Origin of the sequence: Bifidobacterium olomucense (assembly GCF_012932375.1) — a bacterium.
Taxonomy (GTDB): domain Bacteria; phylum Actinomycetota; class Actinomycetes; order Actinomycetales; family Bifidobacteriaceae; genus Bifidobacterium; species Bifidobacterium olomucense.
On sequence record NZ_JAAIIG010000004.1, the window covers coordinates 26,599 to 38,594 of the forward strand.

At 60.9% G+C, this 11,996-nt stretch carries 14 protein-coding genes and 1 pseudogene; 6 read left to right on the forward strand and 9 right to left on the reverse strand.

Features of this window, described 5'->3' with window-relative positions:
- The first annotated feature begins 39 nt into the window (after positions 1–39).
- Genes G1C97_RS05570 through G1C97_RS05585 form a run of 4 tightly spaced genes read left to right on the forward strand, consistent with a single transcriptional unit; the run spans position 40 to position 1,962 of the window.
- The gene (locus G1C97_RS05570; RefSeq protein WP_169240934.1) at positions 40–327 is read left to right on the forward strand and encodes a hypothetical protein; all 288 of its coding nucleotides are present in this window, start codon (positions 40–42) and stop codon (positions 325–327) included.
- A complete protein-coding gene (locus tag G1C97_RS05575; protein ID WP_335341336.1) occupies positions 297–773 on the forward strand; it encodes a PRTRC system protein E in 477 nt (158 codons plus the stop codon). The genes G1C97_RS05570 and G1C97_RS05575 overlap by 31 nt, the downstream gene beginning before the upstream one ends.
- On the forward strand, positions 770–1,687 hold the full coding sequence (locus tag G1C97_RS05580; RefSeq protein WP_169240935.1) for an N-acetylmuramoyl-L-alanine amidase: 918 nt from the start codon (positions 770–772) through the stop codon (positions 1,685–1,687). The genes G1C97_RS05575 and G1C97_RS05580 overlap by 4 nt, the downstream gene beginning before the upstream one ends.
- Positions 1,684–1,962 carry a phage holin gene (locus G1C97_RS05585; protein ID WP_417852208.1) on the forward strand — a complete coding sequence of 93 codons (279 nt, stop codon included), beginning with the start codon at positions 1,684–1,686 and terminating at the stop codon, positions 1,960–1,962. Before G1C97_RS05580 ends, G1C97_RS05585 begins: the two co-directional genes overlap by 4 nt.
- A gap of 193 nt (positions 1,963–2,155) precedes the next feature.
- On the opposite strand, the gene G1C97_RS05590 is transcribed toward G1C97_RS05585, so the two are convergent.
- From G1C97_RS05590 to G1C97_RS05615, 6 genes are all read right to left on the reverse strand, one after another.
- Entirely contained in the window at positions 2,156–2,656 is a 501-nt protein-coding gene (locus G1C97_RS05590) for a hypothetical protein (protein WP_169240936.1), read from the reverse strand.
- 266 nt (positions 2,657–2,922) lie between these two features.
- On the reverse strand, positions 2,923–3,819 hold the full coding sequence (locus tag G1C97_RS05595) for a tyrosine-type recombinase/integrase (RefSeq protein ID WP_169240937.1): 897 nt from the start codon (positions 3,817–3,819) through the stop codon (positions 2,923–2,925).
- Positions 3,804–4,652 carry a hypothetical protein gene (locus G1C97_RS05600; protein WP_169240938.1) on the reverse strand — a complete coding sequence of 283 codons (849 nt, stop codon included), beginning with the start codon at positions 4,650–4,652 and terminating at the stop codon, positions 3,804–3,806. The genes G1C97_RS05595 and G1C97_RS05600 overlap by 16 nt, the downstream gene beginning before the upstream one ends.
- Positions 4,639–4,917 (reverse strand): hypothetical protein, encoded by a 279-nt coding sequence (locus G1C97_RS05605; protein WP_169240939.1) that lies wholly within the window; start codon positions 4,915–4,917, stop codon positions 4,639–4,641. The genes G1C97_RS05600 and G1C97_RS05605 overlap by 14 nt, the downstream gene beginning before the upstream one ends.
- A 429-nt stretch (positions 4,918–5,346) precedes the next feature.
- Positions 5,347–6,474 (reverse strand): branched-chain amino acid aminotransferase, encoded by a 1,128-nt coding sequence (locus G1C97_RS05610; RefSeq protein WP_100494085.1) that lies wholly within the window; start codon positions 6,472–6,474, stop codon positions 5,347–5,349.
- A gap of 351 nt (positions 6,475–6,825) precedes the next feature.
- Positions 6,826–7,452: a 50S ribosomal protein L25/general stress protein Ctc gene (locus G1C97_RS05615; RefSeq protein WP_169240940.1), complete on the reverse strand. Its 627-nt coding sequence runs from the start codon at positions 7,450–7,452 to the stop codon at positions 6,826–6,828.
- A gap of 242 nt (positions 7,453–7,694) precedes the next feature.
- On the opposite strand from G1C97_RS05615, the gene G1C97_RS05620 reads away from it, so the two are divergent.
- Positions 7,695–8,693 (forward strand): alpha/beta hydrolase, encoded by a 999-nt coding sequence (locus tag G1C97_RS05620; protein ID WP_169240941.1) that lies wholly within the window; start codon positions 7,695–7,697, stop codon positions 8,691–8,693.
- A gap of 113 nt (positions 8,694–8,806) precedes the next feature.
- Here the strand turns inward: G1C97_RS05620 and G1C97_RS05625 are convergent.
- Both G1C97_RS05625 and G1C97_RS12240 read right to left on the reverse strand, forming a co-directional pair.
- Positions 8,807–9,646: pseudogene (locus tag G1C97_RS05625) on the reverse strand (AGE family epimerase/isomerase); the annotation flags it as partial.
- A 303-nt stretch (positions 9,647–9,949) separates the two neighbouring features.
- A complete protein-coding gene (locus tag G1C97_RS12240) occupies positions 9,950–10,270 on the reverse strand; it encodes a hypothetical protein (protein ID WP_240951044.1) in 321 nt (106 codons plus the stop codon).
- On the opposite strand from G1C97_RS12240, the gene G1C97_RS05630 reads away from it, so the two are divergent.
- A complete protein-coding gene (locus G1C97_RS05630; protein WP_335341344.1) occupies positions 10,194–10,859 on the forward strand; it encodes a Fic family protein in 666 nt (221 codons plus the stop codon). The two genes, G1C97_RS12240 and G1C97_RS05630, sit on opposite strands and share 77 nt — an antisense overlap.
- Positions 10,860–10,940: 81 nt before the next feature.
- Here the strand turns inward: G1C97_RS05630 and G1C97_RS05635 are convergent, their stop codons facing one another.
- Positions 10,941–11,963: a LacI family DNA-binding transcriptional regulator gene (locus G1C97_RS05635; RefSeq protein WP_169240943.1), complete on the reverse strand. Its 1,023-nt coding sequence runs from the start codon at positions 11,961–11,963 to the stop codon at positions 10,941–10,943.
- Between the last annotated feature and the right edge of the window lie 33 nt (positions 11,964–11,996).

An 11,996-nucleotide genomic window follows, 5' to 3' on the forward strand; every position in this document is an offset into this window, starting at 1 on the left:
GGCAACCCCCTCAAAAAACAATTATGAAAAGGAGAAATCATGGCTGAAGCCAAACCTTCCGACATCCTCGACCTGCGTCCCAAGCAGGGCAGCATCCTGTACGAGATGCTCCGCCTGGGCCTCGTGTTCGACCATTCGGACGACGGGACCGCGCAGACGTGGTGCGATTACGAGAAGAACCTGCGCGCCGACTTCCAGAGCATCGACGCCGGCAAGGTCACGTTCACGGACATGGACACGCGGCTCGCGTCGGACGTGGACGTGGCGGACCTGCCGGCCGTCGCGGAGATCGTCACGTGGAAAAGCTCGCAGTCGGAGACCGTGTGATGCCGCCCTTCCAGCAGTTGTTCGCAAGCAGCGAGTTCTGGAGCACGCTCATCCTCGCGCTCGTGTCGGGCGGCGGATTGGGCGGCGTCGTCACCCTGATCGCCACGCGCAACCGCACGCGCGCGGAGACCGAGCACGAGTCGGCCGAGGCGGACAAGCTCGCCACCGAGGCCGCGCATCAGGCCGTCACCATCCTCACCGACAGCGTCATCCGCCCCCTGCGCGAGCAGGTGGACCTGCAAGAGGCGCAGATCGACCATTTGGAGAAGCAGCAGGAACGCTACTTCGTGGCCACGGGCTACATCCGCAGCCTGTGCCATTGGCTCGACCCGGCCGTGCGCGCCATGGAACCCGACTACATGGCGCAACATCCCAAACCGGCGTTGCCGGACGTATTGCGCGAGCAGATCGCGCCCGAGACCATCAAGGGAAAGGAGACCCCATGACCGGTTCCACGCTCGCCACGTGGGCGGGCAGTCCGAACCATTACAACGGCCGCAACGGGTACGCGGTGGACCACATCACCCTGCACATCATGGTCGGCACGCTCGAATCCTGTAGGAACTGGTTCGCGCTTCCACAGGCGCGGGCCGCATCCCATTACGGCGTCGGCCCGGACCGCGTCTACCAGTTCGTGGACGAGGACAACGGGAGCTGGGCGGACGCGAACATGGCTTCCGACTGTTCGGGCGTCACCATCGAGCACGAGGGCGGCATGGCGGGCGTGCCCGTCACCGACGGCGAGGTGGAGCTCTCCGCCCGCCTGTGCGCGGACATCGCCCGCCGCTACGGGTGGAAACGCCTGTGGCACGACCCGACCGGCAGCCTGAAGGGCAACGTGTATTTGCACCGGGAGATTCCCGGCACCGACCACATGCAATGCCCCGACCTCGCGGTCAACGGACTGCCCGTGGACCGCATCATCAACCGAGCAAACCAGTTATTGGGAAATGAAGGAGACGACGACATGGTAACTGCACAGGACATCAACAAGATCGCCGAGGCGGTGTGGAACTTCAACCAGAACGGCACGAAATGCCGCGACCGGTTGCAGGGCATCGACAAGGCCGCGAACGACATCGTCAAGACCGTGGGCGAACGCGTGTGGAGCTTCCCCATCCAGTCCGTACAGGCGCGTGACCGCCTCTACGGGCTGGACAAGCTGCAAGTGCCCGCGTTGAGCAAGCAGGTCGCCCAGTTGACCGCCACGGTCACGGCCCAGCAGACCGCCATCGACACGCTCGCCAAATCCCTCGGCGCGAACCCGGCCGATATCAGCGAGGCGGTCGAGAAGGCCGTGAAGGCCAAGCTCGACTCCTTGCAGATCACCGTCACCACCGACGACAAGGAGGCCGAATGATGGCATACGACAATGACACCGAGGAGCATGTGGAGGAGTCCGACCTGAACCATGACAACGTGCCCGACTGGCTCATCCCGAGCCGCGTGTACGACGTCCTGAAATGGGTGGCGTTGATCGTGTTCCCGGCCTTGGCCACGTTGGTGGGCGCGTTGGGCCCCGTATGGGGATTCACCGGCCTCGCCTCGGCAATCGCGACCACGCTCAACGCGTTGGGACTGTTCACCGGCGTCATCATCGGCGCTTCCGCGATCAAAGCCAACGCGGGCAAGTGATGTTAAAAACGTGGTTGGAAATTTCAAAACGGACTAAAAATTTCAAACAGGCGGATAATTGCCGTCCATGCAGTCCTAATGGAATAATTCACGCCATGATTTAAGAAAAAACCGCCCTCCCCTACAGCCTCACGCTGTCACGGGGAGGGCGGTTTTCCCATAAGCACAGGCATTCCCTTAACCCGTGCCGCCACTACTGCAATCCGTAATAGGCCTTTGCGATTCGTTCCGCCTCGGCGTTTTCCTCGGGCGTGCCGAGCAGCAGAAGCCACACGTTGTTCGTTCCCGTGAAGTTGCTCGCCTTCACCAGCTTCTTGATGACGCCTCGTTTTTCGAGAATCCCATGAAGTTCGCTAATCCGCTTGGTGGCCTTCTCCATCCTCGCAGCCGTGGAGTCTACGGCTTCGTCAGACGTCGCCTCACCTAGGTCTCCCCTCATCTCGGGGGAAAACAGCATGCCCATTTCGGAGGCCATAGTCGAATTGCCGCCCCAGTAGCACCAATAGGGCATCCTGCTTTTCTCGGTCTTGCCCGGCCGATAGTCCTCTTTGCTTTTCGCCCGGAGCGCCATATACATGAGGACGTTCAGCAGGCGGTCATCGAGGCGGGGTCTTCCGTCCCGATAAATGGCAAGCTTGCCTTGACGTGCGAGGGGATATACCCTATCCGCATTCTTGTATCCCATGAAAGCCATGAGCCTTTCCTCCACGTCTCGCGGTAAACTAGCCGTGGAAAATCTCAATCCGGTTTTCTGCTAGCCTCGGACTGCCGCTAACAGTCCGGGGCTTTTCTTTTTGCTGACTCCCACTATAGCCCTGTACTGACTCCAGACACACCGGGAGTATAGGTACCATTGCAAAAGGAGTCTATAGGTGCGGCTGCAATAGGACCTAAAAAGAAAGAAACGAAAGTAAGTAAAGAATATCTAAAGAAAGCGATATCGACCGAACCAGCCCGCCTTCAGCGCCCGTCATCATAGGGGTTCCCTCCTTTCCCGCATCTTTGCAACGATTCCGTTACGGCGATGCTGGCCGTGTTCTCCACAGCGAGCCTGTTCATGTCGTACCGGTCAAGCATCTCGCGCGTGCTCCAACCGCCCGACGCCATGATCTCCCGGTCCGGCACCCGCTGCCGGCGCGCCGTCGTGGCGAACGTACGACGCAGGGAATGCGGCGTGATGCGCCGCTCGACCCCGCATCGTTCGCCAAGGCCCGCGACCTCTGCGACGAGTTTCGGATACGTCACGCGTCTGCCCCGGCAGACCAGCAGCGAGCCTTTCCTGCGCTCTCCCTTGGCCCGTTCCACCGATCTGGCGACGCGTTCGCTCAGACCCACCTCCTGCATCCAGTCGAATTTACGGTTGACATGCACCACGGGCATGCCGCCGACACGATGGTAGTCGGCGGCATCAAGCCCCAGCACCTCGCTCGCGCGCAATCCGTTGAGCAGGAGCAGGCAGCACGCGGCCGCGACGAACGGTCTGCGGTCCCCCTCGGCGAGTTCGAGGAACAAGGCGGCCTGTTCGACGGACAGCCATGAGCCGTCGCTCCACCTGCGCACGGCCGGGCGCTTCACATGCTCGGCGGGGTTCCGTTCGATGTATCGTTCCTGCCACAGGTATTCGTAGAAGCAGCAGATCGGCGACAGTTCGGTGGCGATGGTGTTCCGGCTGGCACCCATGCGTTCGCGCCATATCCTGTAGGAGTCGATGTGGAACCGGCGCGCATGCATCACGTCGATGCCGTTGTCCCCGCAGAACCCGAGCCACGCATCCAGCACCCTGCGGTAGAACGCTCGGCTTTTCGACGGCACGCTCGCCAGATACTCACCCATCAGACGGCTCACAGTCTGCGCCATATTCTCACCGATTCCTTCACGATCAGGGGTGTTCCCGCAGGCCCCTTGACGTATGGGGGTATCCATTGGCGGCGGCGCAGCGAATTGTTCGGCCCGTACTGCTGGTTGCGGTAGAAGCCGCGCACAATATACCGGTGGTCGGGCGCGCGTCGCCCCGCCCCTCCCCCGTTTCCCATGGATGTTCTGGCCGGTGGACGCAGCACGATCATCTTGACCTTGGCTGCCTGCGTCATCGACCGTGGCTGCGGGCCGTCCCTTCGCAGGTCCCATCGGCTTTCGGAGACGGCCGTCACGCTCGGCTGGCCCATCAGCGCGAACGCGACCGAAAGAAGCGTTATCACCGACGCGTCAAGGGTCTCGTCATCGATGGTTCCCATCGGCGCTATCGGCAGGCTTTTGTCCATGAGCCTTCCCATGGCGTTTCTCATGGAATCACCGAACAGGCGAATCATGACACCCGGAACACCTCCATGCATGGAACCCGCCCGCTCCCAGCTCACCGCCGCGACCGGCACGTCTGCCATCCCCCGCGAAGAGAACACGACACCGCCCTCGAACACGATAAGGCCCGTGGCGGTGGGCAACGGTTCCACGGGAGGCAACGGCCCGTTCTCCACCGTGTCCACGCATAGTTTCTTCATGTCCTCGCTCACCCACCACAGGGGCGCACGAGCCAGGGCGTCCATCTCATCGAAGAACTCCCTTGCCAGCCGTTCGCTCACCGTGCCCCGCTCCCCGGCCATCACAGCCTGCTTCCGGCCTTCCACGACCAGATGGTCACGGATGACCGGAAGCCATGACGGGGTGAGCCGCAGTCTCCTACTCCTGCCCATCGGCCCGAACCGGTTCGTCCACGAGCACCGTCTGGTTCGGCTGCGGGCCGGCATCGGCGTAATCCCCGTCGCCGGCCACCATGTCATTGGCCTGATCGATGCAATACTGCACGTCGGCGACCTCGTATATGCCATCGCCGAGGTTCTTGAGGCCACCGACCTCAAAGAAATCGGCGCTCCAGTCCGGTCCGTAGCTGGAGGTTTCCTCGTTCCATTCGCGGATGGTGATGTCGATGGTGCGCTTATGGTCGGTTAGAACTGTCATGATGACTCCTTGGAAAAATCGTGAAGACGGTATGCTTGCGCTGGCCCGGCCATAGACCGGGCATAGCGCAATAGAGAAAAGTTTTCAATCCACACCCATGACGGGCGACAACATGGCGAATAGTACCGATATGAATAAGTGTAGCTCACCCGTCGATGACGAAGCCGAAGATAATGCGCATCGCTACAACACGGCAACAGTGATTACTTATATGCGTGTAATTACGGGTTTATACAGGAGCGGCACCGTTGCAATCAGACTCGGTCGGCACCCTCTTTCGCGACACGCCAAAACCTGAAAAATGAAATTTGTTGACACCTGTTGGCGAACGGCTATAAGTCTTATCCTTGAACACCTGCCCCAACATGACGAAACCCCTTGGAATCATTGGGATTCCAAGGGGTTAGGCGTCCGGTCAGGGAAAGTTAATCAGCAAACCTTCCACATCCAGTTGTGCGGATCTTCGACTTCGCCGAGCTGGATGCCGAGCAACTCGTTGCGCAGTGCAACAGTCAGCTCGCCGGAATTGCCGTCAGCGACGGTGACGTCGAACTTCTCGGACTTAAAGCGGCCAATCGGGGTGATGATGGCGGCGGTACCGCAAGCGAACACCTCAGTGACCTCACCGGACTTGATGTCCTCGAGCAGCTGCTCAAGCGGAATCATGGTCTCCACCACGTCGCGGCCCTTATCCTGCAGCAGCTGAATCAGGGAGCGGCGGGTGACACCCGGCAGAATGTTGCCGGTCAGGGACGGGGTCTCCACGTGGCCGTCCTTGTGCACGACCATCATGTTCATGCCGCCGAGCTCCTCAAGGTAGGTCTTGGTGGCAGCGTCCACGAAGCAGACCTGCTGGCAGCCGTTGGCAATACCCGTGTACTCGCCGAGCAGGGATGCAGCGTAGTTACCACCGCACTTGGCGAAACCGGTGCCGCCAGGGCCGGTGCGGAACCACTTGTCTTCAACCCAGATGCTCACCGGCTTCACACCGCCCGGGAAGTACGGGCCGGAAGGAGAAGCGATCACGCAGTAATCCACTTCCTGCGGGGCACGCACACCGAGGAACGGCTCAGAAGCGAACATGAACGGACGCATGTACAGCGTGTACTCACGACGGGACGGAACCCAAGCGGCATCACGCTTGACCAGTGCAGCCACAGAGCCGAGGAAGTCATCAATCGGCAGTTCGGGCAGGTACAGACGCTTGGCGGAGTTCTGGAAACGCTCGGCATTTGCATCCGGGCGGAACAGCCATGTGGAGCCGTCGGCATGACGGTATGCCTTCAGACCTTCGAAGCACTCCTGTGCGTAGTGCAGCACTGAAGCACCCGGATCCATCTTCAGCGGAGCGTACGGCTCAACGCGACGATCAGACCAACCTTCGCCCTTGGTCCAGGTCATATGGGTCATGTTATCGGAGAACACCTGACCGAAAGCCGGCTTATCGATGAGAGACTGACGCTTCTCATCAGAGGCAGGATTGTCGTTAGGCAGTACGGTGAACGGTTCGGTGAGCTTATCGAGCGCCGCCGGATCGTGATGCGTGTTTTCAGTCATTGCTAACTACTTCTTCTTGACTTTGGCGGAACAAACCGCCAATGGGGTTATGCTTGTGCGCTTGTGGCGCAGGCTCTGTTGGATACTTTTGCACACTGTTGCGCAACGGGTGCAGGAGCGTTCACATGGTGAAAACCGGTACGCCGCACCTGCGATATCTCGCGCACAGTACCGTTTTTCGGGCTCAATTCCGCAAAAAATTCCACAACAACCGCGGCAAAGCGTCGTAATCAAGGAAGCCCGCGCCATTCATACAGGCGCGGGCTTCCTACAGTCCTCATTGCATGCTACGCGCATAATGCACGAGCGCAGATCAGCTGCAATACATCAACTTAATGCCGACGATTGGACTCACTTGGCGTCGGCGGCCGGAGCAGCAGCATCAGCAGCGGCAGCGTCGGCGGCCGGAGCAGCAGCCTCGGTGGACTCAGCGGCATCTTCCGGCACCTCGACGGTGACGACGGACTCTTCCGGATCCTCAACGTCCAGCTCAACACCCTCGGGCAGGACAACGTCCTTGGCGAAGACCTTGGTGCCATCGGTCAGGCCGTCGACGTTCACGACGATCTTCTCGGGCAGGTTGGCCACGTCGGCGCGGACCTTGAGCTCCTGAATGTCCACGAAGGCCACGGCAGCGCCCTTCGGGGTACCCTCGACGAACACCGGCACCTCGACGTCGATCTTCTCACCGGCCTTGACCTCAAGGAAGTCAATGTGCTCGATGATGCGCTTGACCGGGTTCTTCTGCACGTCCTTGACGACAGCCATCTTGGTCTCGCCACCGAAGGCAATGGTGAACAGGGCGTTGGTGTGGCGCAGAGCCAGAGTGGTCTCGCGCATCGGCAGGCTCACGAAAGCAGGCTCTTCACCGCCGGCGTAGATGGTGGCCGGGATCTTCTTGGCAACGCGCAGACGGCGGGCAACACCCTTGCCGAACTCAGTACGGGCTTCACCCTCAAGCTTGATATTGGTAGCCATAACAGGCACTCCTTGTTATTTTTCGGTGTTACTTATCGTTTTGTCTGTTTGACGCCACGACGCGCCGCAGAACACACCCAAGGAGGTGAAATTTCACGCCGAGTCGATAACGGAAGAAACCGACTCTTTCGAGACCGTATCTTCCCTCGCCAAAGCAACAGGCAATAAGTATATACACCATGGTCAGACATGCAACTTGGCTACAATAAAGAGTGCATCTATCGTGGGGAATCGAGGCCGCAATGAAGCGTATCACCAAGAATCTCATCATCGCAGCGGGGGCCGCAACCGCGGCATTCGGCGCCGGCACCTTCGCTTTGGCGGACTTCATGTTCCATCTGTCGCTCGACAAGCGATGTGCGGGACGGATGGAGAAACTGATGGCGGGCGGCGCCACGGCCGATTACCTGCAAACACCGCATGCCGACGCCGCCGAGGAGCGTGAGGCCGCGCGCTGGTTCGAGGAGTCCAGGCAGCCGGTCGCGATAACCAGCGAGGACGGATTGAAGCTGCACGGCTGGCTGTTCGACGCGGACAAGGCCTCCCCCGCACCGCATCTGTATGCCATCTGCATGCATGGATACACGGGCACGCCCGCGGAGATGGCCAAGTACGCGCACCGGTTCGCGCGACTGGGGTTCACCGTGCTGGTGCCGGCCCAACGCGCCCACGAGCTGAGCGAGGGACGATTCGTCGGCATGGGCTGGCTGGAACGTCGCGACCTGATGTGCTGGATCCGCCTGATCGTGGAGAGCGATCCCAAGGCGCGCATCCTGCTGGACGGCATTTCGATGGGTGCGGCGACCGTGATGATGACGGTCGGCGAACCTGATCTGCCCCGCAACGTCATGGCCGCCATCGAGGACTGCGGGTACTCCTCGGTCTGGGATCAGTTCCTGTACAACGCCAAGGGCATGTACCATCTTCCGCGCCGCTGGATGGCCGTGCCGGTCGTGGCCGCCATGAGCGGCATCTCGAAGTGGGTAGCCGGTTACGGTTTCAGGGAGGCGTCCAGTCTGGATTCGCTGCGCCGGGCGACGATGCCGATGATGTTCATTCACGGCGGGGCCGATACGTTCGTGGATCCGGCTTTCCTGGACCACAACGTCGCGGCCTGCGCCAGCATCGACCGCGAGCGGCTGCTGGTTCCGGGCGCCGCGCATGCACTGAGCGCCAGCACCGATCCCGTGCGTTACTGGAAGCGCGTCACCGCCTTCGTCACCCGTGTATTCGGACTGTGAATCGCCCGCGGGATGACAAGAAAAGCCCGCCCGTACGGCTTGTCCGATACACGCGAAAAAGGGAAAACGTGCATGCGGACCCTCCGTATGGGAGGGCCGGTTCGTCGCCGGAATCAGTCGGCGGACCGCTTGGCGGCGACGGCGATGGACAGCGACGGATCGTGCAGCGGGATCATCATCGACTGCGTGGCGTGATACAGGTCGGACTTGCCCGGCCACACCGTGCCGATGGGATGGTTCCCGGCATCAAGCTGGTGGAACCATGATCCGTTGTCATGGTCGATGACCTTGTCGTCGGCATAGGCGAGGAACCGCGAATACCATTCGCCGTATTCGGGCCTGCCCGTCACGCGCGCGAGCGTCGCGGACGTGTTGATGGCCTCCGCGAGCGTCCAGTGCATGCGGTCGTGGACGACCGGACGGCCCTGCCAATCGGTGGTGTAGACGATGCCCGGCGCCCCATCGATGTTCCAGCCATCCGCCACGGCCCGGTGGAACAGGTTCTCGGCGGCATCGACCAGACGAGCCTTATCCGATTCGGACAGATCCGGCGCGCTCAGTGCGTACTGGGTGATGAGACGGGACCATTCGATGCCGTGTCCGGGAGTGGCTCCGTAGGGCTTGAACTGGTCGCCCTTCCTATCCGCATTGCATTCGAGATCGAGACTCCAGTCCTCGTGGAAGTGCTCGGGGGTGCGCCATTCGTTGTTCGATGCCCAGCCGAGGACGTGGTCGATGATGCGTCCGGCACGGGTCCGCCAGCTTTCGTCGCCGGTCACGTCGGCGACGGCCAGGAACGCCTCGACCGAATGCATGTTGGCGTTAAGCCCGCGATACCGGTCAAGCTCGGTGAAGTCCTCGTTCCAGGTGTCGACGGATAGCCCGGTCTCATCGTCCCAGAACCGATCGAGGAACGTCTTCTGGGCTTCGGTAAGCAATTCCGCGGAGACGGGGAAGGATGACGAATTTCATGATGGGCTCCTTAGATTTAGTGTTTCAGCGCCCTTGCTTAACTTAATCGCTTAAGTAAAGTATAGGGCTGAACGGAGGCGGCGACACGCCCAAAACGCTGAATTATCCGCAAACAGGGTACCGATTTATGAAATTTTGAAGAAGTTATAGATTAACCGGTTTATCTACAGTGCATCCGAATGTCCTGCCGGCCCATGGATCGGTCCGACACGTGCATTCCAACGCAAACGGCCGTGATCACGCCGCCCCGACGGGGCACGCGATCACGGCCGCCCCATGCGCCATCACTTCGCGGAGAACACCTCGAAGATACGTGCGGATGGGTGTTCGACTTCATCTACATGGATGCGTACAACGGTGTCGGTGAGACGCTCGACGGCCCACGGCGCGGCGTGAGACACATGTTCCGGCCGCCGAGGATCGGGAAACACCTGGCGGACCGATGCATGTGCCGGCAGCACCATGTACATAGGATTCGCCCGCACGCCTCTGGCCTTCGGCGGACGGTTCAAGGACACCGACAACGTCATCGTCGAACGGACCTCAGACGGCACCCAATCGGTCCGGTTCACGCCACCGCCGGCCATCATAACGCCGGAACCCATGCAACAAGCCTGCGCCGCATATCGTGACGTCACAGAACACAGCCGTGTCGATCCGCTGCTTGCAACCGCCATGTTCGTCTTCGACGTCACCTGCATCCACCCGTTCAACGACGGCAACGGCCGTATGAGTCGACCGCTGACGTTGCTGCTGCTGTCTCGCAGCGGATTCGAGGTCGGCAAGTACATCAACATCGAGCATATCATCGAACAGACGAAGGATGCCTACTATGACGCACTTGCGGCGAGCACGCAAGGCTGGAACGACGACGCGAACGATTACGCGCCGTTCGTCACATATCTGCTCGGAGTGATACTCACTGCATATCAGGATTTCGATGAACGTATCAGCGCAGTGATGACGGGGACAACGACTGCGGCGAACGGCCGCGTGGCTACCAAGGAGTCGCGTATCGCCGCATTGTTCGAACGATCGTTGGCACCGATGGCCAAGGCCGATGCAATGGCGCAGCTTCCCGACATCAGCATGTCGACCGTCGAACGCACGCTGAAGCATCTGCTGGACGCGGGCGTCATCGTCAAGATCGGTGCGGGCCGAGCCACCCGGTACGTCGCCCGCCGCGACGCTTAATCAGCCAACGGACATACAGCCGATTTGGGGCACGAAATCGGCTGTATGTCCGTAAATGAGGGAAAGGAAGCGCGCATGAACCTACCCGACGAGCGGACCGCTGGAGTCGCGGAAGACGAGCTCGCTGGGGACGTCGGTCGTGGACTTGACGTCCTGACCGTCGATCATGCCGAGCAGCATGCGTGCGCAGGCGCGGCCGCGGGCCACGACATCGCGGCTCAGCGCGGTGATGGACGGCATGTTGACCTGACACAGGAACGAGTCGTCCCACGCGATGATCGACAGCTGGTCTGGCACGCTGATACCGAGTTTCTTGGCGGTACGCACGGCCGAGACGGCCATGACATCGTTGTCGTAGATGATGGCGGTCGGCGGCTTGGACAGCGACAGCAACCGTTCCGTGCATTTGCGCCCGGATTCGGGCGAATAGTCGGTGTGGAAGCAGCTGTACTGCAGGTCGAGTTCGGCGGTCTCCTCCATGAACGCGTTGTCGCGGATGAAGGTGTGGCTCAGCTCCTCGGGCCCGGCGATGCGGGCGATGCGCTGGTGTCCGAGTTCGTGGCAGTAGTCGACGAGCAGGTGCGCGGTGCTCTGTTCATCGTCCGACAGCGCGGTCAGGCCGCCGGCGACCGACGAGTCGCACAGCAGCAGCACCGGCATTTCGGGGTGTTCGGAGAACAGTTCGACGCGCGGATCGCCGAGTTCGATGTTCATCAGCAGCACGCCGTCCACGCCGCCGGTTGCGATCCAGTCGCGCAGCACGTCCATTTCCGCCTGCTGATTGCTTGCATAGCGGATGGTCAGCGAGTAGCCTTCCTTCTCCAGTTCGGAGGTCAGGCCGGCGATGAGCTCCATCGTGTACGCTTCGACGGACAGCACCTGCGTGTCGTAGGTCAGGACCATGCCGATGGACTGCACGCTCGCGTTGGACAGCGATTTGGCGGCCATGTTCGGACGCCAGCCCATTTTGTCGGCGACCTTGAGCACTTTGTCGCGCGTTGCGGCGGATACGCCCGGCTTGTCGTTCAGGGCGTAGGAGACGGCGCTGCTGGATACGCCGGCGGCTTTGGCCACGTCGGAAATGGTCACCTTTGACTTGAGCATGGTTCCGTTCTCCTTTCTTGCTGTAGCGGTTGA

What these genes read in the sequence shown, in the direction of transcription:
- G1C97_RS05570 (WP_169240934.1), top strand. Translation starts at nt 40, where the DNA reads ATGGCTGAAGCCAAACCTTCCGACATCCTCGACCTGCGTCCCAAGCAG.
- G1C97_RS05580 (WP_169240935.1), top strand. Translation starts at nt 770, where the DNA reads ATGACCGGTTCCACGCTCGCCACGTGGGCGGGCAGTCCGAACCATTAC.
- G1C97_RS05585 (WP_417852208.1), top strand. Translation starts at nt 1,684, where the DNA reads ATGATGGCATACGACAATGACACCGAGGAGCATGTGGAGGAGTCCGAC.
- G1C97_RS05590 (WP_169240936.1), bottom strand. Translation starts at nt 2,656, where the DNA reads ATGGCTTTCATGGGATACAAGAATGCGGATAGGGTATATCCCCTCGCA.
- G1C97_RS05595 (WP_169240937.1), bottom strand. Translation starts at nt 3,819, where the DNA reads ATGGCGCAGACTGTGAGCCGTCTGATGGGTGAGTATCTGGCGAGCGTG.
- G1C97_RS05600 (WP_169240938.1), bottom strand. Translation starts at nt 4,652, where the DNA reads ATGGGCAGGAGTAGGAGACTGCGGCTCACCCCGTCATGGCTTCCGGTC.
- G1C97_RS05605 (WP_169240939.1), bottom strand. Translation starts at nt 4,917, where the DNA reads ATGACAGTTCTAACCGACCATAAGCGCACCATCGACATCACCATCCGC.
- G1C97_RS05610 (WP_100494085.1), bottom strand. Translation starts at nt 6,474, where the DNA reads ATGACTGAAAACACGCATCACGATCCGGCGGCGCTCGATAAGCTCACC.
- G1C97_RS05615 (WP_169240940.1), bottom strand. Translation starts at nt 7,452, where the DNA reads ATGGCTACCAATATCAAGCTTGAGGGTGAAGCCCGTACTGAGTTCGGC.
- G1C97_RS05620 (WP_169240941.1), top strand. Translation starts at nt 7,695, where the DNA reads ATGAAGCGTATCACCAAGAATCTCATCATCGCAGCGGGGGCCGCAACC.
- G1C97_RS12240 (WP_240951044.1), bottom strand. Translation starts at nt 10,270, where the DNA reads ATGGGTTCCGGCGTTATGATGGCCGGCGGTGGCGTGAACCGGACCGAT.
- G1C97_RS05635 (WP_169240943.1), bottom strand. Translation starts at nt 11,963, where the DNA reads ATGCTCAAGTCAAAGGTGACCATTTCCGACGTGGCCAAAGCCGCCGGC.